We start from the raw sequence: 21,630 nt of genomic DNA, 5'->3' as shown, positions 1-21,630 counted from the left end.
AGCCACGGGGTCAGAGCTGGCAACGCTGGCAGAGGAAGATCCGTGAGGTGTAGGCACAAGGTTAAGAACATCACAGCTCCGGCCAGTATTCCGCCAACAGAGAAAAGCCGGCAATCCTAACTTGCCTGGATTCCGGAGTTAGTCAGTAGGCTTACCATTGTGATCATGATGCATGGGCAGGAAAGCATTCCATGAGGCTCCGGCGGAGCAACGCCTCGGGCCGGGGCTACCGCAGGGTGGCTGCCGGAAAGGGCTTCAGCTACAGGGACCTGGATGGCACCACGCTGCCACCGGGTCCTGTCCGTGAGCGGCTGGAGAGCATCGGGATTCCGCCGGCCTGGACGGATGTCTGGATTTCGCCCTTCGATAACGGGCATATCCAGGCAACGGGCCTGGATGCCGTTGGCCGGCGCCAGTACATCTACCATCCCGCATGGCGCGAGCGTAAGGACCGGGTGAAGTTCGATCGCGCCCTGCAGCTTGCCGAGTCCCTGCCATCCGCACGGCGGCGCGTGACCATAGACTTGCGCTCCGAAGGGCTGTCCCGCGAACGTGTGCTGGCGGCGGCTTTCAGGATGCTGGACAGCGGATCGTTACGGGTGGGCTCGGAAAAGTACACCAACGAAAATGGCAGCCATGGACTGGCCACCCTGCTCTGCGCCCATGTAAAGGTCCGGAAGGACACTTTGCTGCTCAGCTTTCCGGCCAAGAGCGGGAAGACCTGGGAATCGGAAATCACTGATCCGGACCTGGCCGCCCTGATGCGCGTCCTGAAGAAAAGAGGCGGCAACGCCCGCCTGCTCGCCTACCGGGAACGCCGAAGGTGGCATCCGGTAACCAGCGCCGACATTAACGCTTATGTGAAGGAACGAACCGGGTCCGACTTCACCGCCAAGGACTTCCGGACTCTGCGCGGAACTATTGCTGCCGCCGTCAGCCTGGCCCGGAGCGGACCACAAAGATCAGTGGCCGCCCGCAAGGCTGCCATCAGCCAGGCCATGAGGGAGGCTGCTGCCGTCCTTGGCAATACGCCTTCCATCGCGCGGAAGAGCTACGTTGATCCGCGCTTGCTGGATCATTTCGCGACCGGAGAGACGATTGATCCCAGGCGCCTGGACTCCGCGGAAGCTGAGCTTCGGGCGCTCCTGTACCGCGAGGGGCGGGTCGTCTCCATCCAGAACGCCGGCTGACGGACAGGCCACTAGAATTGGGTACTGTGCGCTGCATGAGCTCGCGCAGTCTCCAGTCTCAGAAGGGGTCCCGTGACCAGTTCGGCAGAAACAACGGCCAAACGCCCCCTCCGCGTCGCAATCGTCGGCGCGGGGCCGGCAGGGGTCTACGCCGCCGACATCCTCACCAAGTCCAACGAGGTCAAGGACGGGGATTTCGAAGTCAGCATCGATCTCTTTGAAGCCCATCCGGCTCCTTATGGCCTGATCCGTTACGGCGTCGCTCCAGACCACCCCAGGATCAAGGGAATCGTCAACGCCCTTCACAAGGTCCTTGATCGAGGCGATATCCGTTTCCTTGGCAACGTTACCTATGGCCGTGACCTCACCCTTCACGATATCCGCGCCTTCTACGACGCCGTAATCTTCTCCACCGGCGCGATCAAGGACGCCGAGCTGGACGTGCCCGGGGTCGAACTGGAGGGCTCCTTCGGCGGCGCGGATTTTGTGTCCTGGTACGACGGACACCCGGACGTACCCAGGGACTGGCCGCTGGATGCAAAGGAAATTGCTGTCATCGGCAATGGAAACGTAGCGCTGGATGTCGCCCGCATGCTGGTCAAGCACGCGGATGAGCTGCTGACGACGGAAATCCCGGACAACGTGTACCAGGCGCTGAAGAACTCACCTGTCACTGACGTGCACGTGTTCGGCCGCCGTGGTCCGGCGCAGGTGAAATTCACTCCGTTGGAATTGCGCGAACTCAGCCACGCCAAGGACGTGGACATAGTGCTGTATCCCGAGGACTTCGAGTTTGACGAAGCCTCCGAGGAAGCCATCCGCAGCAACAACCAGATCAAGACGATGGTAAACACCATGACCAACTGGCTGGCCGAGGAGCACACAGAGGCGGACGTTCCGTCGTCGCGCCGCTTGCACTTGCACTTCCTGCACAGCCCGGTGGAGATCTATGGAAATGATAGCGACGCCGGCACCGGCAGAGTGGCCGGTATCAAGTTCGAGCGGATGCAGCTCGATGGGACAGGCCATGTCAAGGGGACCGGCGAGTTCATCGACTACCCGGTCCAGGCTGTCTATCGCGCCATTGGCTACCACGGCTCCCCCTTGGACGAACTCGAGTACGACGCAAAGTACGGCGTGATCCCGAACGAAGGGGGACGCGTACTGGACGAGTACGGCGAGCCGGTCCCCGGGATCTACACCACAGGTTGGATCAAGCGCGGACCGGTGGGGCTGATCGGCCATACCAAGGGCGACGCGTTGGAAACCATCGGCTTCCTGTTGGAAGACCGGCTGACGCTTCCTCCCGCGAAAAACCCTGATCCGCAGGCCATCATCGAGCTGCTGGAGGAACGGGGCATCCGGTACACCACCTGGGAAGGCTGGAACCGGCTGGACGCCCATGAGTTGAAACTCGGCGTCACCTGGTCCGGCGAGACTGACTCCGGAGTCATCCGTGAGCGCGTCAAGGTGGTTCCGCGTGAGGAAATGATTGAGATTTCACGCGGACCAGAGGACTGAGGCTTCGGGAGACTGCGCTCGCGGGCTCCTGCGTGGAAGGAAGAGACGCCCTGTGACGTGTCCTGGATGAAGCCGAAAACGAGCGCCGAACCGTCGCGGTCGGTCACCTGGGAGAGGGTAGGAAAAGGACGGCGGCCATCCGGGATAGAAGGGAGGTCTCCTGCAATAAGCAGGAGACCTCCCTCGGTGGTACGGCTTTGCCTGACACCCCCAGCGGGCCAGGCAAAGCAGTTCTTTACGCGGTCACCGCCGCAGGCTGTCCAGGAGTCTGGCTACGTCGTGGACATTGTCCGGCAGGGGTTCGACGTCGATCCTCACCTTCGCGCCCGGGAACTGCCCGGTTAGCAGGGTATTGAGTTCCGCGGCACAGCTGTTGATTCGTCCGAAGGCGTCCTGGGTCCGCTCCGACAGGACGATGACGGCGTCGGGGGCCCGGCTCAAAACGGTTCCGCTCCGGGTGAAGTTCTCCGCGCAGATGTGGCCTATCCTGGCTTCGAGTTCCCAGCGCCGCCCTGCACCGTGATGGCTCGGGTGCCTGAGGACAGCAAGTAGGAAGCGCCGGCTGACGTCCTCGTGGGCTCCATAAAGTTCGTAGAGCCGGTTCCTGAAGTGCGGCCAGGTGGAGAGGCCACTGGCCGGGTCGGTGCAGGAGATGGCTACGCTCAGGAGCGAAGAGGCTTCAACCCAGGCCTCGGCGAAGGCGGCCGTCACGTTCATTGGCGTGGGCTGGTCATGGGCCGAGAAGAGCGCCCCGACGTCGGCCAGTGCCTCGGCGATGCCAACGCCGTCATAAGCCCTGGCCGCCCCCAACTGCCGTACGGGTTCGAGTGAGCCCGTATCTGCTGTCTTGATTCCTGCGCCGAGTGAACCGAGGCTGAAGACCTTGCCGGTGTGCTGGCCGGCCATAGGCTGCCCGCTGAAGTGGTCGCTGTAGGAAGAGGACCGGGTCGGATCGAAGAACCCGCGGGCAAAAGCGGTTGCCAACGCCCGCGTTCCAGCACAAAGCCAATCGGCCTCGACCCGCCAGTCGGCTGCCATGGTGCGGCGGCGCCAGCGCGCCAGCACATCCAAGGGGTCCATTGGCCTGATGCCGGCCGCGGGCTGAAGAATGGTCACACCCGTTAAGAGCACCCAATCCAGGAGTCATGACGCGACTTTTGAAGATTTTCCCAAGACAACCCGGATCCTGATTCGCCGGCCGTAAACTGGGAGCCCTGCCCTGTCCGGCAGGGGATATGACGGACTGTCAGGAAGAATGATGCTCAGCGAAGCCACCCCCGGCGCGGAACCGGCCGAACCCAGCGATGCCGAGCTTATTGCCAAGGTGCGGGCCGGAGAAGGGGATGCCTACGGTCAGCTCTTCGGGCGGCACCACAGGGCCGCCGTCGGGCTTGCCCACCGGTATGCCCGCAACGGATCCGACGCCGAAGACCTGGCTGCCGAAGGCTTCGCAAACGTCCTGGCGGCGCTGCAGAGCGGATCCGGACCTGACGCCTTTTTTCGGGCTTATCTGTTTTCGTCCATTGCGCGGCTGGCAGCCCGGAAGAACGTTGGAGACGGCCGGCAGACCCTCAGCGATGACCTGACTGCCTATGAGAACCCCACAGGCTACACGGATCCCGTGCTCGCATCGTTTGAATCCAAAACCGTTGCGGACTCGTTCCGTTCGTTGCCCGAACGCTGGCAGGCAGTGCTTTGGTACACCGAAATCGATGGCATGCCGCCGGCAGCCGTGGCTCCCTTGCTGGGACTGTCCGCCAACGGAGTGTCTGCGCTCGCCGTCCGTGCACGCGAAGGGCTGCGGCAGTCGTACCTTCAGCACCACATCACCGCCACAGCCGAAGATCCCGGCTGCGCGGCCGTCACCGACAAGCTGGGCGCCTATGCCCGCCGGGGGCTCAGTCCCCGGAACGAAGCAAAGGTCCGTGATCACCTGGACGAGTGCTCCAAATGCCTGGGTCTTCTCCTGCAGGTACAGGACGTGGGGGCGGGCATGCGTGGAATCATCTTCCCGCTCGCTGCCGGGCTGGCCTTCCCCTCCGCAGCCGGGATTGCCGCCGGAGGACTCTTCAGCGGCGCACTCCTGGGACTGCAGCAGGGCGCCTCGCGGACCTGGGACTGGGCCCGCTCCCATGCCCTGATCAGCTCAAGCGCCGCCTCAGTTGCGGCCGCGACCGTCGCAATCGCAGTGGCAGTGCAGTTTGGCGGCCTCAATGCAGGCGGGGCCGGACCGCAGGTGCCTGCCGCGCAATTGCCGGGAGACAGCACGCCGGCGGACACTCTACTTCCTGGCGGGGGAGTGGCCCCCGACGCCGGCTCTTCGCCGGGAGACGTGCCGGAAGCAGGACTTCCCGGCTCACCCCGGGATGGCGAGCAGCTGCCGCCCGAGTCGGCCGAGGAGCGTGCAGCAGACCAGGCAGCAGCGGACCTGGTATCCACCACTGACGATCCAGGCTCTGCGGGAGCAGCCCCCGGCGGCGAAGAACAGACAGTGGGGGAGGTGCCCCGGCAGGACACGTCGGCCGATCCTGGAGTTGTGCAACCGGCACCGCCATCGACTCCGGCTCCTGCCCCGGGTCCCGCTCCGGGTCCTGCCCCGGCACCTCCTCCTGCCCCCGCACCGCCTCCACCGCCGGCCCCTGCGGAAGCTACTCTTTTTAGCGCTTCGGCAAATGTCAGCCGCGGTGGGAGCCGGCAGTTTACTGATGTCATCGCTATATCCCTCGCCGCGGTCACGGGCGGAACCGAACCTACGGACGTTCGGCTCGTGCTCAAATATCACGGCTTCCAGACGCTGACCGCCAGCGGAGCAGGCTGGCAATGCTCTCTGGCCGGCCGGGAAATCATCTGCACTCTTGCATCGGCCACTGCCGGGGTGGTCCCGCCCGTGGTGGTCAACGGCACGAGCCCGGTTCGTCCCGGGTTCAGATTGGAAATCAGCGGTTCGCGCCTGGTCGCGACATCCGCCCATTATTGAGCGCCTGGTTTTGACCGCCTGGTCTTGACCGCCGCTATCTGCCGCCGTCTCACATTCCGGGACAAATGTGGCTGTCCACTTGATGGACACTACTCTTGATAAGTCTGTTTCCCGCACGCAATCAAGATTGTGGACTTCTTCATGAACCTTTTCCGGACCAAGACAGTTGAGCAGTCGATAGCCGACGCCGAAGAGCCGGGCCGCACACTCAAGCGGACCCTGAGTACCTGGGACCTGATGATCATGGGCGTCGCCGTTGCTGTCGGCGCCGGAATCTTCTCGGTAGGAGCAAAGGCTGCGGCAAACTTTGCCGGCCCTGCCGTTACTGTTTCCTTTGCGATCGCCGCCGTCACCTGTGCTCTGGCCATCATGTGCTACGCCGAATTCGCCACGGCCATTCCCGTGGCAGGCTCCGCCTACGTCTTCACGTACGCCACCATGGGTGAGCTCCTGGCCTGGATCATCGGCTGGAACCTGATCCTGGAGCTGTTCACCGCCGCCGCAGTGATCGCAAAGTACTGGGGCATCTACCTCAGCAAGGTATTCGCATTGACCGGGCTGGATATTCCGCCGGCCATCTCGCTCGGAGGAATCGACCTCTATTGGGGCGCCTTCCTGATTGTGGCGATCTTCACCGTGCTGCTGGTACTGGGAACCAAGCTGTCAGCGCGCGTCGGCAACGTCTTCACACTGATCAAGATCGCCGTCGTGCTGTTCGTCATCGTTGTCGGGTTCACCTACGTCAAGTTCGAGAACTACAGCCCGTTCGTCCCGGCATCTGAACCCACCGCCGCAGCGGGGGCCACGGACGTCCTCAAGCAGTCCTTCTTCGGCTTCCTGACCGGGGCCGCCCCCGCGCAATACGGAACTCTTGGCATCTTTGCCGGCGCCGCCCTGGTCTTCTTCGCTTTCATCGGCTTCGACGTCGTTGCCACCTCTGCTGAAGAGGTGAAGAACCCGCAGAAAACCCTTCCCCGCGGTATCTTCGGTGGCCTGGCAGTGGTGACCCTGCTTTACATCCTGGTGTCGCTGGCGCTGACGGGAATGGTGTCCTACACCGAACTGGCTGAGGTCAAGAACCCGACCCTCACCACGGCGTTCGAGGCGGTAGGTGATACCGGCGCGGCCAAGGTGATCGCGTTCGGTTCACTCGTGGGCCTGACCACCGTCATTATGGTGCTCCTCATGGGTCTGTCGCGCGTCGTCCTGGCCATGAGCAGGGACGGGCTCCTGCCGCGGTCCTTGTCCAGGACCAGCGCAAAGCGTTCCACTCCGGCCCGTCTGCAGATCATCTGCGGGGCAGCCGTCGCCGTGGTGGCAGGGCTGACAAATGTGGATCTCCTGGAGGAAATGATCAACATTGGAACCCTCTCCGCCTTCGTGATGGTCAGCCTGGGCATCCTGGTGCTCCGGAAGAAGCGCCCGGACCTGAAGCCGGCGTTCCGTGTTCCGTTCGGCAAGGTACTTCCCGTGGTGTCGGCCCTGCTGTGCCTCTACCTCATGACAAACCTGGCCGTTGAGACATGGATCTTCTTCGCGATCTGGCTGGTACTGGGTATCGCCATCTACTTCTCCTACGGGCAGCGGCACTCACGTCTTAACGAGCGGTTCAGCGAAGCCAGGTCAGCAGTCAACAGAACAACGGACAACGACGACGCCCTGACCCGCGTCTAAGCCGCGGTCCGGGCTCCGCCCCGGTCGCGACGTCAACCCTGCCGGGCCATGGCTCCTAAGATGGAGCCATGGCCCGCCCTGCAAAACCCGAGCGCAAAGCGGAGCTCCTGGCTGCCATCCTGGACTACCTGATGGACAAGACTCTTGCTGAACTGACGTTCCGCAGCCTCGCCGACGGACTGGGGATATCCAGCTACGTGCTGGTCTACCATTTCGGCAACAGGGAACAATTGATCGCCGAGATCATCAGTTCCATTGAGTCCAGGCTGGACCCCATGCGAAGCGCTGACGTTCGCGACATTGACCGCGAAGCCTGGCGGGCGTTCCTGCTGCAATCGTGGCAGTGGACAATGGCCCAGAGGAACCGCCACCTGGCCCGGCTGGAGTTCGAGGCCACCGCCCAGGACATCGTGGCCGCAGCACCCCGTGGCACCTCGCAGGAGAACTTCCGGATGCTGCACCACAAGACGAGGGACTGGCTGGTCATCCAGGGCATCCGGGAAGAATTCGCCGACACCGATGCCCGGCTGTTCACGTCCACTTTCTACGGTTTGCAGTTCGACTTCGTGGTGATGAATCAGCCGGAAGAAGCGACGAAGGCGTTCGAACTGATGCTTTCGGTGTTTTTCAGCAACCTGGACTATCGGCTGGCCACCGAAGGCCAACACAGCTGACCTTTGACCTAAACGGAACTTCCTCCGTCAGCACGGCGTAAAATTGAACCTAGGCCGGCGACGGCCAGGGTCTGCAGGTGAACCCGTGTCCGCCTCAGCTCTTACCAGACCGCCGCCGGTCCTGACTCGTGTTGGCAGCTGTCAACCCAGGTGAGAGAGAAGGTGGCGTCGCAATTGCGGCAGGTTCGGGACATTCCGGACGCTCAATCCCGGCTGCTACTCCATGGGCAGGAAGGTTCCCATGGCTCTATCGGATGAGGAACGCGCGCGCCTTGAAAAGTTAGAACAGGAACTGGCCGCATCCGATCCTGATCTATACCGGAAACTGCAATGGGGAGTCCCAAGCAGCAGAACTTCCTCACAGCGGGTCTACGGGGTCCTGAGCACATTGGCCGGATTCGCGGTGGTCATCACAGGAATCGTCACGGAGATTACGATCATCGGCGCCCTCGGCTTTGTGCTGACCATGGCCGGCGCCTACTGGTTCCTCTATGGAGTTCCCAAACGAACCAGGACCGGCAATCCGCCGCTGTGATGGTGCCTGATACCTTTTCACCTGACACCTCTTCACGACCCGTTTCCGGTCTCATCCTTGGTGGCCTGGTGAAGGTTGAACCGCTTCGCGGCTGATGGCATTAAGGTGAGGCGTGGCGGCCCACCCACTCGACGAGCGGGCGCAGCTGCTCCCAAAGCCCGGCGATTTCATCTGACGCCGCAGGAGTTGCAAGCCATTCTGGCTGCCCCAGGTCAACACCGGCCGTTAGCGTTTTGTGCTTAAGCAGTTCGGCTCGCGGATGGGCGGAATCGAAGCCGCGCGGTACGGTCTTCAGCTTTTCACCTTCAACGTCAAAGCCCGAGGTGCTGAGAGCCTCGACGATATGCTGCAGCGACTCGCCCGTTGCAGAAGCATGTACGGCGTTTCGGTAGCGGGCGAGTTGGGCCGGGGAGTGGGAGTGGTAGCCGCCGCCGACCAGCAGGCCGTCCGCCCCCACTTGAAGGTAGTACCCCACACCTTCCTGGTAGGAAGCGAAGGCGCCCTGGGCCGTTTTGTAAGGGGCTTTGTCCTGGGAAAACCGGATGTCACGGTTGGGCCTGAAGATCTTCGCGGGACCGAACCTTGGCTCCAACCCGGCGAGCAGCGCCATCAATGGCCTTTTGACGTCCTCCTCGTAGCGGGCCTTGTTCTGCAGCCACCAGTCGCGGTTGTTGTTTTCTTCCAGTTCCGCGTAGAACCCGAACGCCGTCGGGGGAATTCCTTCAAAAGTTTCCATGTACGGATCGTAGGCAGCCACCGGCAGGGCGGGCCATACTCTCCGGAGGCTATGTGGAAAACAAAAACGCCCCGCCGCGGAGAAATCCGCGACGGGGCGTTCAGTAACGCTTCGATCAGAACATCAGCCGATCTTGTTGGCAGCTTCTGCCTCGGAGTTGCCAGCGCCGGCGGTAACGCCTGCACCAAGGTTGGCGCGGAGTTTCGCACCAAGCTCGGCGTCAACATTGGTCCAGTACTGGATGGCGCGTTCCTTGATGCCAGGGCTCTTGACGCCGCCCACGGCTCCGGTGATGGTTTCGAGCAGACGTGCCTTGGCGCCGTCGTCGTAAACCTCGCGGTAAAGCGCGCCGGCCTGGACGAAATCGCTGTCCTCAGGGTGCAGGGAGTGCGCGGCAAGGGTCAGCTCGCCGTCGTTCTCCCAGCCGCCGGCCGGGCTCTGCGGCTCAACCGCAGCCGGGCCGCCCACCGAGTTCGGTGCGTAAACCGGAACCGAAGGGGCGTTGAAGTGGTAACGTCCCGCGCCGTCCTGGCTGTAGTTGTTGACCTGGTTCTTGGGCTGGTTCACCGGGATCTGGGCGTGGTTGGTGCCCACGCGGTAACGGTGTGCGTCCGCGTACGAGAAGATACGGGCCTGCAGCATCTTGTCCGGGGAAGCGGCAATGCCGGGAACGAAGTTCGACGGCGCAAACGTGGCCTGCTCGATCTGCGCGAAGTAGTTCTCCGGGTTCCGATTCAGCTCCATGGTGCCTACCTTGATCAGCGGGTAGTCAGCGTGCGGCCACACCTTGGTGAGGTCGAACGGGTTGAAGCGGTAGGTCTTGGCATCCTCGTACGGCATAACCTGGACGTGCAGGTCCCAGGACGGGAAGTTGCCGGCAGCAATGTTTTCCTGCAGGTCGCGGATGTAGAAGTCGGCGTCTGAACCGGCGAGTTCTTCGGCCTGGTCCCCGCTCATGCTCTTGACGCCCTGGTTGGACTTGAAGTGGTACTTGACCCAGAAGCGCTCGCCTTCAGCGTTGATCCACTGGTAGGTGTGCGAGCCGTAGCCCTGCATTTCCCGCCAGGACGCCGGGAGGCCACGGTCACCCATGAGCCAGGTGACCTGGTGTGCGGATTCCGGGGAAAGAGTCCAGAAATCCCACTGCATGTCAGCGTCACGCAGGTGGGTACCCGGGAGGCGCTTCTGGGAGTGGATGAAGTCGGGGAACTTGATGCCGTCGCGGATGAAGAAGACGGGAGTGTTGTTTCCAACGAGGTCGTAGTTGCCCTCGGAGGTGTAGAACTTCACGGCGAAACCGCGGGGATCGCGCCAGGTATCAGGGGAGCCATTCTCGCCCGCAACAGAGGAGAAGCGGATGAGCATCTCGGTCTCAACGCCCGGCTGCAGGAAAGCAGCCTTCGTGTAGGCCGAGACGTCCTCGGTGGTGGTGAACTTGCCGAAAGCGCCGCCGCCTTTGGCGTGAACTACACGCTCCGGCACACGCTCGCGGTTGAACTGCGCCAGCTTTTCGACCAGGTAGTGATCCGTGAGGATGATTGCGCCGTCAGCACCGACGGAGCGGGAATGGGCATCTGAAGTGACAGGGGCCCCGGATTGGGTGGTGGATACGGGGATGGGCGCAACACTGTTCGCGGTCATCGTTCTCCTATTTCTTGGATTGTTACTTATCGAGTTCGGAAGGAAGCTGTTGGGTGCGCTGGCAGTCCTGGCAAATGCCCTGATACAACACATCGGCGATCTGAATGGTCATGCGCCGGCCACTGTCCTCGCCCCAGTGGGGTGTAAGGCACGGCGCGTGGCCAACGGCGCAATCGACGTCTTCCACGCGTCCGCAGCTGATGCAGATCGCATGGTGATGGTTGTCCGCCACGCGGGTTTCGTACAGGGCCGGTGAGTGGGGAGGTTCAAACCGGCGCAGCATGTTCAGGTCGGTGAGATCCCCCAAAACCACGTAGACGGACTGAGCCGTCAGCTCAGGAAGGTCATTCCGGGCGGCTGCAAGGATGTTTTCGGCGGGGGAGTGAGGGTGGCGTTCGACGGCGGCCAACACGGCGAGCCGCTGTTTGGTCACGCGGCGCCCGTGGGCACGCAGGGCCTTGGCCCATGCTTCGTGGTCGCCACCGGAATCGCTCATGGCTCCATTGAAACACTTATTATGACTGAATCACAATAAGGCTTGGCTAAGTTCCGGGGAATCCGACAATGCAGCGAGCGGATTCCTGGACTCGTTGGCGGAGCGTCCAAGGACATGCAACTTCAGTCTGCGGCCGGTAGTGGAAGGGTCAGGGGCAATGCAGCTGAGCCCACTGACGGTCGGATCCGCGGCAAATCCTTCCAGCGCCTTTGCCAGGGCCAGGACTTCCGCCGGGCGGACGTCTGAGATGGAGGCCAGGGAGCGGTGGAACGTCAACACCCGATGCCCGCCATCGATAGGGTGCGCAGGCGTGACGGTAGCCACGTCGGGGAGCGAGGTTGCTCGGTTCTCGCCGGCCAGCGGGCCACTATCTGGACCGTCCACGGCGGCCGTCAATTCGGCGTCGAACGCGGCCGTGGCCCGGAGAGCGCCACGGAGGGCGAGATCGATGTCCAGGAGTTCGTCGTCGCCCAGGGGTGTCCGACGATGAGCAGGAAGGGCCAGTACTGCGCCGGGGGCGCCTGGTTCCGCGTCCCAGCGTCCGAAGAGATGGAAGGTGGGGGTCGAGGACTCAGCCACCGGCTCGCCCAGGGCCGCCCCCAGGGCGTGCCATTGGTAGGCAAACATAAGCGTGCAGTGGGTGACGCCGAGGACCTGGGTCAGTGCGGCATGAGCTGCCTTGTGGCAGCGAAGCCAGTCTGAGGCGGAGCGCCGGTCAAGGGCGGTGGCGGGATTGCTGAGCCTGATCAGGAGGTGGGTTGAAGTCAGTGGCGTCCGAGGCCGGGCTACTTCCCAGACTGCGGATCCCCACAGCAGCCGTCTGGCCAATCCCATGTGCGCTCCCTTCCCCGCTGACCATATCAAGCGTGACTCAAGCCGCGTCGTCGCCGCTTGAGTTGCGAAATTGCCGCTGTCCCGGTGGGGAACATTCTTGCTCATGGCGGCATTAAACTTTTGAGTGAAGGTTGGTTCTGCTGTTGTGCGGCGTGTCAGTGGGAGGCGAAGTGCACAAACATTACAACGGATTGAAGACCGCGGCCCTGTTTGGAGTGCTCTGGGCCGTGCTGCTCGGACTTGGTGCCTTGATCGGCAGCAGCATGCGGAGCGCAACACCCATCTGGATCATGGCTTTGATCGGCGTCGGCACCACGGCTTACGGCTACTGGAACAGTGACAAGATCGCGCTCAGGTCCATGCAGGCGTACCCAGTATCTGAGGCCCAGGCGCCCCAGCTGTACCAGATAGTCCGGGAGCTTTCGGTACAGGCCAAGCAGCCCATGCCCCGCATTTACCTTTCGCCAACCATGGCGCCGAACGCCTTCGCCACTGGCCGGAATCCGCGGAATGCGGCTGTGTGCTGCACGGAGGGAATCCTACAGATCCTCAATCCGCGGGAGCTGCGCGGCGTTCTGGGGCACGAGCTGATGCATGTCTACAACCGGGATATCCTCACGTCGTCGGTAGCTGCCGCCGTCGCCGGGGTAATTACCTCGGTGGGGCAGATGCTCGTGTTCCTGGGCGGGGACCGGCGCAACTCCAACCCCGTAGCCCTGCTCGCCATGGCTTTCTTGGCGCCATTCGCAGCTTCGATGATCCAGCTCGCCATCTCCCGGACCAGGGAGTACGACGCCGACGAGGACGGTTCAGCGCTGACCGGGGATCCGCTGGCGCTCGCCTCTGCCCTGCGGAAGATTGAGCAGGGCGTCCAGCTCGCGCCGCTGCCGCCGGACCAGCGGCTGGTGAATGCATCCCACCTCATGATCGCCAACCCGTTCCGTGGAGGCGTCATGAACAAGATGTTCGCCACGCACCCTCCGATGCGGGAGCGGATTGCCAGGCTGGAGCAGATGGCGGGGCGGCCGCTCAGGTGACGGGCCCGCCGTCGTGCCCTGCCGCCTAGGACGCGCAAATGGGCTTAGGACACCCAAATATGCGTGTCCTAAGCCCGTTTGCGCGTCCTGGCACAGGAATTAGCTGCGGAAGTTCACAAACTGGAGGTCAGCCTCGTCGAAGTCCTTCAGCAGAGCCATGGTCTCCTGGAGATCGTCGCGGGACTTGGAGGTCACACGCAGCTCGTCGCCTTGGATCTGGGATTTGACCGACTTCGGAGCCTCGTCCCGGATCAGCTTGTTGATCTTCTTGGCGAGGTCCTGGGCGATGCCCTCCTTGATGGTTGCTTCCAGTCGGAACTCCTTGCCCGACGCGTAGGGCTCGCCGGTGTCCAGGGACTTCAGCGAAATGCCGCGGCGGATGAGCTTTGACTGCAGTACGTCCAGAACTGCCAACACACGCTCTTCCGAGTTTGCCTTCATGAGGAGCTTCTCGCCGCTGAAATCAACCTCAGCGCCTACACCCTTGAAGTCGTAACGCTGAGCCAGCTCTTTCTGCGCCTGGTGCAGGGCGTTTGCAACCTCCTGCTTGTCTACCTTGCTGACGACGTCGAATGTGGATTCGCCTGCCATGACTCTCCTCCTGCTGTTGGTCCGGTGCCTCAATAACGGCCGGGATGTCTGGAATCCAGCCTAATACGGATGGGCTGGAAGTGAAGTCGGGGGGAAGGTTCGCCCAGCACTGCTGTTCACAGTTCACTCCTAGCTAACCTCCGGGAGGAACCAAGCGTGCGCGGGCAGAGTTGTAACTGTTGGAAGTGCCACCCCGAAAGGAAAGACCATGCCGCACAAGGCCGTCCGCTACGTCCTCCGTTCTAGCTCCTATGCCGCGGGAACCATTGCGTCAGCCGCGGGCACCGTTGCTGCTGCAGCCTTGGCCGCTTCGATCATTCTCAGCCCCACCGCGGCAGCGTCAGCACGGATGGACGGGGTGCATACGGATTTGCTGCGCGCAGTCCAGTTGAACCAGATCACAGAAGAACAGGCAGCACGGTTTGAAGCGAAGCTGGCTGGCCGGATCCTCGGAGAAGCCTGATTTTCCGGGCTTTTTAGCCCGTCTCCGCGCCGATTCGATTCTTCGGCGGAAGTTCTGTAAAGTTGTCTTGCCCGCGGTCACCGGAAGCGGAACGGACTGGAAACAGCCCTTCTGGCATGGAGAACGCGAGTGATCTTCTTTTGAAGTTCGGCAGATTACCCGAGCGGCCAAAGGGGGCTGACTGTAAATCAGCTGGCAACGCCTACGGGGGTTCGAATCCCTCATCTGCCACCCAAACGAAGGCCCGTAATTCTCCTGGAACCAGGAAAATTACGGGCCTTTGTCATTCTCCGACATTCCTATTCATTCCAAGCCAACCTCCCCTTGGGCGCGTCCACCGCGGGAACTAAGGCATCATCTGATCCAACGCTGACGTCGTTTCGGAGATACAGTTCTGGCATGGCCACTGCGTCCCGGACGGCCCGGTTGAGGGAGCTTTACGAAAACCTTCCCCTGCCGCCAGGGCAACTGACCGGATTAGCCGTGAATCTCATTCTTGGCCGGATCCGTCCCGCACCTCTTCCTGGATCCCGTGCCCTTCACCGGCTCGGAGGGACCGGAATCGTGGTTGCCGGCGTCGGCCTGAATCTGTGGGCGCTGGCGGAACGGCGACACCACTCTACGGGTGCATTCGAGCTGGAGCGGCCGGAGGTATTGGTTACCAGCGGCCCGTATGCGATTACGCGGCATCCCATGTACGTCGGCTGGTGGTTCATCCATGTAGGGGCGGGAACCCTGTCCGGTTCGTCCTGGGTTCTCGCAACTTTCCCTGCCGCGGTGCTCGCTGAGCATCTTGGTGTCCTCCACGAAGAGGCCGCCACGGCCGCGATCTTCGGACAGTCTTATGCTGACTACGCGGAGAGGGTTCCGCGCTACGTCAGGTTCCGTTTCCGTAAAGAGGGATAGTCGGGAACCACAAAACAGGTGCCTTGGCGCCCGAGTGATGGCAGCATTGGAAAGGCCTCCGGAACCGTCAGGAGCCGAAGGCCTTTCTGTTGCCGGCTGCAATCACTGGAGGGTGGGTGCGCAACCGGACAGTCGTGGCTCTGCGCTAATTCAGAGCGATCAACAGCATCTGGCTGGTGCCGGGAATGCAGGTTTGCAGGATAGCTCGCGGGAATCCTCCGAACACTGCGATGACGTCATTGGTGGTGCCGGGATTGGGAACCTGACCACGTGCTGTCACCGTATAGGTTCCATACCCGCCCAGGCTTACTGTCTCGCCGATTCCTATTCCTGAAAAACGTGCCCAGCCGCCACAGTAATCGTGCTCGGTGATGAAGAGCGAGTAGCCATCGTTGGGTGTGTAGTGAATGGGCCCGATGCAGCTGTCCAAGAGGGCCTGGCCCCCGGCTCCGGCAACATAGATGGTCCGTACTGTGGGCGCTGGTGGGGGTGCCGGCGCGGCAACTGGGGGTGCCGGGGCAGCAACAGGGGGCGGGGCGGGAGCAGGCTCTGGGGCAGGCTCTGGAACCGGGACTGGTTCCGGCGCGGGAACGGGCTCGGGTACCGGTGCGGGTGCCGGCGGCTCCGGCGCAGGTTCCACAACAACCGGTTCAGCTGGTGCAGGTGCCGGAAGCGGGGCCTCCTCAGGGAGCTCAGCCGCAAGGGAATCCGCCGCTCGCTCGCTCCCCGCCGCTGGGGCAGAGCCTTCCTGGTCAGCATTCCCCACGACCCCGACGTCGACACTCTGAGCGGGCTCCACCGGCGCAGTAGCGCTGGAGTCGCCATCGAAGGTGAACAGCGAGGCAGTGAGAACGACGGCGAGAATGGAGCCCGCGATCCCTCCGGCTTTGAGCTTGTTGCCGGCTCCAAAGCGCGGGGCTGCCTGGCTGACGGCCCTGACCTCGGCAAAGCGTCCGAGATATTCATTTTCCACTGGTTCACCCCCATCAAACTGAGGGATTGCCGGTCGGAAACCCCTAAGGCGGCAGTTCCTTGTGAATGCTCCAGTCGCAGCAAGGCGCAGAGCAGTACAAGGAACTACCGATGGACAAATCCGACAAGTGTTGTTGACTTGCCGGCCCTAGGAATACCGAGTCTATGAAGGGGCGGATGCACGTCGCACGAGTAGCCAATACTCGACTTTTTCGACGAATTACTTAGGCCGCGGGTGCGTACTTAAGCGTGGTACGGGCAAAATGGGCCGCGGGCATTGGGGCATGAATTAAAAGCAACCAAATTGCACTGGAACTAAATGCTCTTTTCACTCCGCAGCTCCTCAATTTCGCAGCGTAATGCGATAACTTCCTGCAGTAGTTCGTTCACTTCGTCCCGCACTGGCGCCTCCGCTGCCTCGGTGGCTGCTTCCGTGCCTTCTTCGATGCGCTGGACCAGCCAGGACGCGATGGAAGCTGTGACCACACCGAGCACGGCAATACCGCTCATCATCAACGCTGCGGCGACTATCCGTCCGATGGCCGTGACCGGGTACATGTCACCGTAACCAACGGTGGTGATGGTGGTGATCGCCCACCACAGGGCATCGCCGAATGTGACGATCTTGGCGTCAGGAGCTGATTGCTCGACGTCGAGCACCGCAAGGGCGCCCACAAACACCAGCAGAGCCGCCGATCCCGCCACATAGGTAACAACCCGGCCCCGCAGAGTCTCACCTATTGTCCTGTGGAGCACGGAAAGCAAGGTGACCAGACGCAGCAGCCTCAGCGGGCGGAAAAACGGAAGCGCGACGATGAGCAGCTCATGAAGATTCCGGACAAACCAACGGCGCCGATCTTGGGCAAGCCAGAGATTCGTGACGTAGTCGACGGCAAAAATGGCCCAGGTAATCCACATGACAACCTCAAGGACGTCTGCGTCACGCCCTTCGACGGCCCCGATCACCTGCCACGCGTAGGCCGTGAGGAAAATCAGTGCCGTTCCCATGAGGGGCCACTCGGCGAGGTTGCGGTAGCGTTCCTGGGTCATACGGGAATTCTAGGGCGGGCGCTGTCCAACACCCGGAAAGAGCAGCGCTTGGCCATGAAGTTACTGGCCGGTAACATTGTGGCCATGCACCTATTGCTTCGCACGCTCCTGGTCCTTTTCACCTCGTCCCGGAGATTACGCCTGAGCGTTTGGGAGACGTCATCGTTGCCTCTTCGGGTTCTTCCCACCGACATAGACATCGCCCTGCACGTAAACAACGGCATGTATTTTTCCCTGATGGACCTTGGCCGCTTTGACCTGATGGGCCGAAGCGGTACGTGGAAAAAGATGCGCAGGCGCGGCTGGTCGCCGGTCGCAGCTGGGGAAACGATTGCTTTCCGGAAGTCACTCCAGCTGTGGCAGCGCTACACCATTGAATCAAAAATCATTGGACTGGATGCAAAGGCCATTTACTTCGAGCAGCGCATGGTGGCGGACGGCGAGATTTATGCCCGGGCCTATATCGCCACCCGCCTCGTCAGCAGCGGAGGTCCGGTCAGCCAGGAGGAAATCCTGAAGGAGTTCGGTGAACCGCCGGCTGGGCTTGAGCTCCCGGAGTGGATCCACGAGTGGCGTGAGACCAACGCTTTGCCCGGCGCCAGGCGCCCTGCCCCGCATGTATGGGTGTAAGTCCGCTTCCAGGTGAGTCCCGACGTCGCGCATATCCTGGTTGACTGTGCCATCAGCGAACCGGCGGGACATCGGGAGCGGCCTCGCGTACGGTGGAGGGATGGCTACCGTAGACATAACAGGTGAACAGTTCGCATCGACCATTGAGGACAACGACATCGTACTGGTGGACTTTTGGGCGGAATGGTGCGGCCCCTGCCGTCAATTCGCTCCCAGATACTCCGCTGTCTCCGAGAAGCACCAGGACGTCGTTTTTGCCAAGGTGGACACCGAAGCTGAACAGCAGCTGGCTGCCGAGGCAGGCATTACGTCCATCCCCACACTGATGGCGTTCCGCGAAAAGGTGCTGGTATTTTCCCAGCCCGGCGCCCTGAACGAACAGCAGCTTGAACAGGTTGTCGATGCTGTCAAAGCGCTGGACATGGACGAAGTCCACGCCCATGTGGCGCGTTCGCGGGAAGAGGCCGCCGCTTCCGCGGGGCCCCAGGACGGCTCCCAGATTCCGGACGCCTAGTTTTTCGCGTCGCCTGATTATCCGTCACGCCTGGTTTCTAGGACTCAGGTTTCCCGGCTCAGGTGGGGACGGCTCTTTAGAGCCGTTCCCACTTGACCGGCTCGGCCAGCAACGCGCTCAGCCGCTCGTTGAGATCCTGGACCACAACGCCCTTTGAATGCTTTTCCAGGTCATCTTCCGAGGCCCAGCGCTCGGTCAGTACCAGCCTGTCCTCCGTGGCCTCTGTCAGCTCATATCGGATGCACCCCGGCTCATTCGTCGCCTCGTCGATGGCGATTTCCAAGGCAAGCTTGACGCGGAAAAATTCGCCGTCATTGGGGATGAACGTGGTCTTCAAGTCAATGGGTTCAGTCATGCGCTTCACAATACCGGGCACCGGAACGTCGAAAGAATTGTTTAGTAGGACTCCCTAGTAGTTGCCCTTCTCAGGAAGCCGGGGACGCTGTAGCGTGCCAGCATGCGCGCTTACACAGCCGGGGACACTGACGTCCCGTTGCTCGAAGAGACCATCGGTCAGAATCTTGAGCGGATGGTGGCCGAATTTCCCTTCCACGATGCGCTGATTGAAGCGGCCCCGGTTGCCGGCGAAGATGCGCGCCGGTGGAGTTATACGAAGTTCAACGACGACGTCGACCGGCTCGCGAGGGCGCTGCTGGCCATGGGAATCGGCAAAGGGGACAGGATCGGGATCTGGAGTCCCAACTGCGCCGAATGGACCATCCTGCAGTACGCCACGGCCAAGGCCGGGGCCATTCTGGTCAACGTCAATCCCGCCTACCGCAGCCACGAACTCGAATTTGTGGTGAAACAAAACGGCATGCGGATGCTGGTAGCGGCGCCCTCGGACAGCAACAGCGACTACGTGGGCATGGCCCGCGAGGCCCTCGCCGCGTGCCCGGCCCTTCAGGGGCTTGTTTTCCTGCCGGATTCCGGAGTGGAGGGCCTCGACGCCGGTGTCCCGGAAAGCGACACCGAATTGAGTTACGCCGAGCTGCTCAAGCGCGCCGACGACGTCGGGCATGCCGGCTTGAAGGCGCGGATGGCGGAACTTGACCCGCACGATCCCATAAATCTGCAGTACACATCGGGAACCACCGGATTTCCCAAAGGCGCGACGCTGACGCACCACAACATCCTGAACAACGGCTACGCGATTGGTGAGCTGCTCGGCTACACCGAACATGACCGCGTGGTGATCCCGGTGCCGTTTTACCACTGCTTCGGCATGGTGATCGGCAACCTCAACGCCCTCAGTCACGGAGCTGCCACCATCATTCCAAGCCGTGGATTCAGCCCGTCCGCTGCCCTCGAAGCAGTCCAGGACTTCGGCGGGACCTCCCTGTACGGCGTTCCCACCATGTTCATCGCCGAACTCGCGCTGCCGGACTTTGCGTCCTACGATCTCTCCACTCTCCGCACCGGGGTGATGGCAGGGTCCACGTGTCCTGTCGAGGTGATGAACCGGGTCATTGCAGACATGAACATGCGGGACGTTGCCATTTGCTACGGCATGACCGAGACGTCCCCCGTCTCCACCATGACCCGGCGGGGAGACACGTTGGAACACCGCACCCAGACCGTGGGCCGGACCATGCCCAGGCTTGAGAGCCAGATCATCGACCCGGGCACCGGGGAGGTGCTGGAGCATGGCCAGATCGGGGAACTGTGCACCCGGGGTTACGCGGTGATGCAGGGCTACTGGAACCAGCCCGAAAAGACCGCCGAGGCTATCGACGCGGACGGCTGGATGCACACCGGAGACCTGGCCCGGATGGACGACGACGGTTACGTGGTGATTGAGGGCCGGATCAAGGACATGGTGATCCGCGGCGGCGAGAACATCTATCCCCGGGAGATCGAGGAGTTCCTCTACACCCACCCTGCGATCCAGGACGTCCAGGTGATTGGCGTCCCGGATGCCAGGTACGGCGAGGAACTGATGGCCTGCATCATCCAGGTGCCAGGAACCGAGCCCCTGGATGCGGATGCCGTAGCCGACTTCTGCCGCGGACGCCTGGCCCACTACAAGATTCCCCGCTATGTGGATGTCAGGGAAAGCTTCCCGATGACGGTATCCGGCAAAGTCCGCAAAGTGGAGATGCGCGAGGAAGCAGTGGCCAGGCTGGGGCTCTGACTGGAGCGGTAGGCTCAGTGCCTTCGGTGGTCCTGAATGGTCATCCGGGGTCCGAAGGTGGGTTTGCGGAAGCCGCTCAGACCGATCATCCGGACGACACGTTGGCGGTGCCCCTTCCACGGTGCGAGCAGGTCCAGCATGCCGGCGTCGTCCGTTCTCCTGCCTGTCAGCGCCGCACCGACGTAAGCCGCGAGGTGGTAGTCGCCCACTGCGATGGAGTCCGGGCAGCCGTGCGTGCGCTGCACTACCTCGGCGGCGGTCCACACTCCGATCCCCGGAATAGTCTGCATCTTTTCGGCTGCCTCCGCGGCCGGCAGCCCGGCGAGGCGTTCAAGCGCGGCGGCGGAGCGCAGCGCCCGCATGACGGTAGCAGATCGTTGGGGTCCCACTCCCGCCTTATGCCACTCCCAGGACGGAATGCGGAGCCATGCCTCGGGCGTCGGTGGCACCAGGAGTCCGGCGGGGGCAAAGGTACCGGCGCCGGGGGCAGGGGTGCCGTGGCGGTACATGAGGTAGCGGTAGCCGCGGCGTGCCTCGATGACCGTGACCTTCTGCTCCAGAATCGTAGGCACCAGGGAATCAACGACCCGCAATGTGGAAGGCAAACGCACAGCCCTGTTCCGGCGTCGGGCTTCAACCACCAACGGAGGAAGCGTGGCGTGGAACGCCGGTTCATCAAAAGCGGACCAGTCATCCCCGGCCCCGAGCAGCGCCGGCACGCCCTCGATCGCGGCAGTGGAGCCGGGGCCCCATGCGGCAGCATCGATTACCGTTCCGGAACCGGAAGTCCGTGGTGAGAGACGCAGGGTGGCCGGGCCGTCCGGCGTCGTAAAGGCCAGCCAGTATCCATCACGCCGGATGCTGGCGGCGGGATCTGAGTTTCCTCGCAGAAGGATGCCCAGTGTCTGGAGGAGGTCATAGTCCCCATCCGGTGACCACTGCAGCGAGGCATCGGCATGCGTTGTCCCGTCGCTGGCAGCTGTCCCGAGTTGAATGCCAGGGGCGTCGGCAAACGCGGCGACAGGCGCCAAGCCTGTATATGGGGGAGCGGGGGT

The 21,630-nt window shown here is 62.4% G+C and carries 22 protein-coding genes and 1 tRNA gene; 13 read left to right on the top strand and 10 right to left on the bottom strand.

All coding sequences use genetic code 11. From position 1 onward, the window contains the following. Positions 1-191: 191 nt before the first annotated feature. On the top strand, positions 192-1,190 hold the full coding sequence (locus tag M1D88_RS15785; protein WP_458111692.1) for a DNA topoisomerase IB: 999 nt from the start codon (positions 192-194) through the stop codon (positions 1,188-1,190). A 72-nt stretch (positions 1,191-1,262) separates the two neighbouring features. Then, positions 1,263-2,711 carry an FAD-dependent oxidoreductase gene (locus M1D88_RS15780; protein ID WP_458111691.1) on the top strand — a complete coding sequence of 483 codons (1,449 nt, stop codon included), beginning with the start codon at positions 1,263-1,265 and terminating at the stop codon, positions 2,709-2,711. A 243-nt stretch (positions 2,712-2,954) separates the two neighbouring features. Here the strand turns inward: M1D88_RS15780 and M1D88_RS15775 are convergent, their stop codons facing one another. After that, positions 2,955-3,827: a hypothetical protein gene (locus M1D88_RS15775; protein ID WP_458111690.1), complete on the bottom strand. Its 873-nt coding sequence runs from the start codon at positions 3,825-3,827 to the stop codon at positions 2,955-2,957. A gap of 139 nt (positions 3,828-3,966) precedes the next feature. Between M1D88_RS15775 and M1D88_RS15770 the strand changes: the two genes are divergently transcribed. From M1D88_RS15770 to M1D88_RS15755, 4 genes are all read left to right on the top strand, one after another. After that, positions 3,967-5,688 (top strand): sigma-70 family RNA polymerase sigma factor, encoded by a 1,722-nt coding sequence (locus M1D88_RS15770; RefSeq protein WP_458111689.1) that lies wholly within the window; start codon positions 3,967-3,969, stop codon positions 5,686-5,688. 141 nt (positions 5,689-5,829) lie between these two features. Then, complete coding sequence (locus M1D88_RS15765; protein ID WP_458111688.1) at positions 5,830-7,362, top strand: amino acid permease; 1,533 nt, start codon at positions 5,830-5,832, stop codon at positions 7,360-7,362. A gap of 68 nt (positions 7,363-7,430) precedes the next feature. Continuing rightward, positions 7,431-8,036, top strand: a complete 606-nt coding sequence (locus tag M1D88_RS15760; protein WP_458111687.1) for a TetR/AcrR family transcriptional regulator — start codon at positions 7,431-7,433, stop codon at positions 8,034-8,036. A 241-nt stretch (positions 8,037-8,277) separates the two neighbouring features. Further along, entirely contained in the window at positions 8,278-8,571 is a 294-nt protein-coding gene (locus M1D88_RS15755; protein WP_458111686.1) for a DUF3040 domain-containing protein, read from the top strand. A gap of 100 nt (positions 8,572-8,671) precedes the next feature. Here the strand turns inward: M1D88_RS15755 and M1D88_RS15750 are convergent, their stop codons facing one another. From M1D88_RS15750 to M1D88_RS15735, 4 genes are all read right to left on the bottom strand, one after another. Next, positions 8,672-9,307 (bottom strand): DUF2461 domain-containing protein, encoded by a 636-nt coding sequence (locus M1D88_RS15750; protein ID WP_458111685.1) that lies wholly within the window; start codon positions 9,305-9,307, stop codon positions 8,672-8,674. A 123-nt stretch (positions 9,308-9,430) separates the two neighbouring features. Further along, positions 9,431-10,948, bottom strand: a complete 1,518-nt coding sequence (locus tag M1D88_RS15745; RefSeq protein WP_458111684.1) for a catalase — start codon at positions 10,946-10,948, stop codon at positions 9,431-9,433. A 22-nt stretch (positions 10,949-10,970) separates the two neighbouring features. Next, the gene (locus tag M1D88_RS15740) at positions 10,971-11,444 is read right to left on the bottom strand and encodes a Fur family transcriptional regulator (RefSeq protein WP_309108453.1); all 474 of its coding nucleotides are present in this window, start codon (positions 11,442-11,444) and stop codon (positions 10,971-10,973) included. Between the two features lie 30 nt (positions 11,445-11,474). Next, positions 11,475-12,278, bottom strand: coding sequence for a hypothetical protein (locus tag M1D88_RS15735; RefSeq protein WP_458111683.1), 804 nt, complete (start codon positions 12,276-12,278; stop codon positions 11,475-11,477). Between the two features lie 170 nt (positions 12,279-12,448). Here M1D88_RS15735 and htpX point away from each other — a divergent pair, with 170 nt between their 5' ends. After that, the gene (htpX, locus tag M1D88_RS15730; RefSeq protein WP_458111682.1) at positions 12,449-13,315 is read left to right on the top strand and encodes a zinc metalloprotease HtpX; all 867 of its coding nucleotides are present in this window, start codon (positions 12,449-12,451) and stop codon (positions 13,313-13,315) included. A 99-nt stretch (positions 13,316-13,414) separates the two neighbouring features. On the opposite strand, the gene M1D88_RS15725 is transcribed toward htpX, so the two are convergent. Beyond that, positions 13,415-13,906, bottom strand: a complete 492-nt coding sequence (locus tag M1D88_RS15725; RefSeq protein ID WP_458111681.1) for a YajQ family cyclic di-GMP-binding protein — start codon at positions 13,904-13,906, stop codon at positions 13,415-13,417. A 208-nt stretch (positions 13,907-14,114) separates the two neighbouring features. On the opposite strand from M1D88_RS15725, the gene M1D88_RS15720 reads away from it, so the two are divergent. From M1D88_RS15720 to M1D88_RS15710, 3 genes are all read left to right on the top strand, one after another. After that, positions 14,115-14,369, top strand: coding sequence for a hypothetical protein (locus tag M1D88_RS15720; RefSeq protein WP_458111680.1), 255 nt, complete (start codon positions 14,115-14,117; stop codon positions 14,367-14,369). A 149-nt stretch (positions 14,370-14,518) separates the two neighbouring features. Further along, a tRNA-Tyr gene (locus tag M1D88_RS15715) sits at positions 14,519-14,600 on the top strand. A gap of 168 nt (positions 14,601-14,768) precedes the next feature. Continuing rightward, on the top strand, positions 14,769-15,275 hold the full coding sequence (locus tag M1D88_RS15710; protein WP_458111679.1) for a methyltransferase family protein: 507 nt from the start codon (positions 14,769-14,771) through the stop codon (positions 15,273-15,275). Between the two features lie 145 nt (positions 15,276-15,420). Here M1D88_RS15710 and M1D88_RS15705 read toward each other — a convergent pair whose 3' ends face one another. Both M1D88_RS15705 and M1D88_RS15700 read right to left on the bottom strand, forming a co-directional pair. Beyond that, entirely contained in the window at positions 15,421-16,248 is an 828-nt protein-coding gene (locus M1D88_RS15705; protein WP_458111678.1) for a LysM peptidoglycan-binding domain-containing protein, read from the bottom strand. A 314-nt stretch (positions 16,249-16,562) separates the two neighbouring features. After that, positions 16,563-17,297 (bottom strand): potassium channel family protein, encoded by a 735-nt coding sequence (locus M1D88_RS15700; RefSeq protein ID WP_458111677.1) that lies wholly within the window; start codon positions 17,295-17,297, stop codon positions 16,563-16,565. Positions 17,298-17,381: 84 nt separating this feature from the next. On the opposite strand from M1D88_RS15700, the gene M1D88_RS15695 reads away from it, so the two are divergent. Together M1D88_RS15695 and trxA are read left to right on the top strand one after the other, a co-directional pair. Further along, positions 17,382-17,927 carry an acyl-CoA thioesterase gene (locus tag M1D88_RS15695; protein WP_458114548.1) on the top strand — a complete coding sequence of 182 codons (546 nt, stop codon included), beginning with the start codon at positions 17,382-17,384 and terminating at the stop codon, positions 17,925-17,927. A gap of 100 nt (positions 17,928-18,027) precedes the next feature. Further along, positions 18,028-18,441: a thioredoxin gene (gene trxA / locus M1D88_RS15690; protein WP_458111676.1), complete on the top strand. Its 414-nt coding sequence runs from the start codon at positions 18,028-18,030 to the stop codon at positions 18,439-18,441. 76 nt (positions 18,442-18,517) lie between these two features. Here trxA and M1D88_RS15685 read toward each other — a convergent pair whose 3' ends face one another. Next, entirely contained in the window at positions 18,518-18,796 is a 279-nt protein-coding gene (locus M1D88_RS15685) for a putative quinol monooxygenase (protein WP_458111675.1), read from the bottom strand. A gap of 102 nt (positions 18,797-18,898) precedes the next feature. On the opposite strand from M1D88_RS15685, the gene M1D88_RS15680 reads away from it, so the two are divergent. Then, a complete protein-coding gene (locus M1D88_RS15680; RefSeq protein ID WP_458111674.1) occupies positions 18,899-20,575 on the top strand; it encodes an AMP-binding protein in 1,677 nt (558 codons plus the stop codon). A 14-nt stretch (positions 20,576-20,589) separates the two neighbouring features. Here M1D88_RS15680 and M1D88_RS15675 read toward each other — a convergent pair whose 3' ends face one another. After that, positions 20,590-21,570: a DNA-3-methyladenine glycosylase family protein gene (locus M1D88_RS15675; protein ID WP_458114547.1), complete on the bottom strand. Its 981-nt coding sequence runs from the start codon at positions 21,568-21,570 to the stop codon at positions 20,590-20,592. Between the last annotated feature and the right edge of the window lie 60 nt (positions 21,571-21,630).

The organism is Arthrobacter sp. R1-13, assembly GCF_054161475.1.
The sequence above is the reverse complement of the archived record's forward strand: the minus strand, read 5'-3'. Positions and strand labels throughout refer to the sequence as shown.

Bases quoted from the DNA above. Each gene is read 5' to 3' on its own strand.
- M1D88_RS15785 (WP_458111692.1), top strand. From the start codon at position 192: ATGAGGCTCCGGCGGAGCAACGCCTCGGGCCGGGGCTACCGCAGGGTG.
- M1D88_RS15770 (WP_458111689.1), top strand. From the start codon at position 3,967: ATGATGCTCAGCGAAGCCACCCCCGGCGCGGAACCGGCCGAACCCAGC.
- M1D88_RS15765 (WP_458111688.1), top strand. From the start codon at position 5,830: ATGAACCTTTTCCGGACCAAGACAGTTGAGCAGTCGATAGCCGACGCC.
- M1D88_RS15760 (WP_458111687.1), top strand. From the start codon at position 7,431: ATGGCCCGCCCTGCAAAACCCGAGCGCAAAGCGGAGCTCCTGGCTGCC.
- M1D88_RS15755 (WP_458111686.1), top strand. From the start codon at position 8,278: ATGGCTCTATCGGATGAGGAACGCGCGCGCCTTGAAAAGTTAGAACAG.
- M1D88_RS15750 (WP_458111685.1), bottom strand. From the start codon at position 9,307: ATGGAAACTTTTGAAGGAATTCCCCCGACGGCGTTCGGGTTCTACGCG.
- M1D88_RS15745 (WP_458111684.1), bottom strand. From the start codon at position 10,948: ATGACCGCGAACAGTGTTGCGCCCATCCCCGTATCCACCACCCAATCC.
- M1D88_RS15740 (WP_309108453.1), bottom strand. From the start codon at position 11,444: ATGAGCGATTCCGGTGGCGACCACGAAGCATGGGCCAAGGCCCTGCGT.
- M1D88_RS15735 (WP_458111683.1), bottom strand. From the start codon at position 12,278: ATGGGATTGGCCAGACGGCTGCTGTGGGGATCCGCAGTCTGGGAAGTA.
- M1D88_RS15725 (WP_458111681.1), bottom strand. From the start codon at position 13,906: ATGGCAGGCGAATCCACATTCGACGTCGTCAGCAAGGTAGACAAGCAG.
- M1D88_RS15720 (WP_458111680.1), top strand. From the start codon at position 14,115: ATGCCGCACAAGGCCGTCCGCTACGTCCTCCGTTCTAGCTCCTATGCC.
- M1D88_RS15710 (WP_458111679.1), top strand. From the start codon at position 14,769: ATGGCCACTGCGTCCCGGACGGCCCGGTTGAGGGAGCTTTACGAAAAC.
- M1D88_RS15700 (WP_458111677.1), bottom strand. From the start codon at position 17,297: ATGACCCAGGAACGCTACCGCAACCTCGCCGAGTGGCCCCTCATGGGA.
- M1D88_RS15695 (WP_458114548.1), top strand. From the start codon at position 17,382: ATGCACCTATTGCTTCGCACGCTCCTGGTCCTTTTCACCTCGTCCCGG.
- trxA (WP_458111676.1), top strand. From the start codon at position 18,028: ATGGCTACCGTAGACATAACAGGTGAACAGTTCGCATCGACCATTGAG.
- M1D88_RS15685 (WP_458111675.1), bottom strand. From the start codon at position 18,796: ATGACTGAACCCATTGACTTGAAGACCACGTTCATCCCCAATGACGGC.
- M1D88_RS15680 (WP_458111674.1), top strand. From the start codon at position 18,899: ATGCGCGCTTACACAGCCGGGGACACTGACGTCCCGTTGCTCGAAGAG.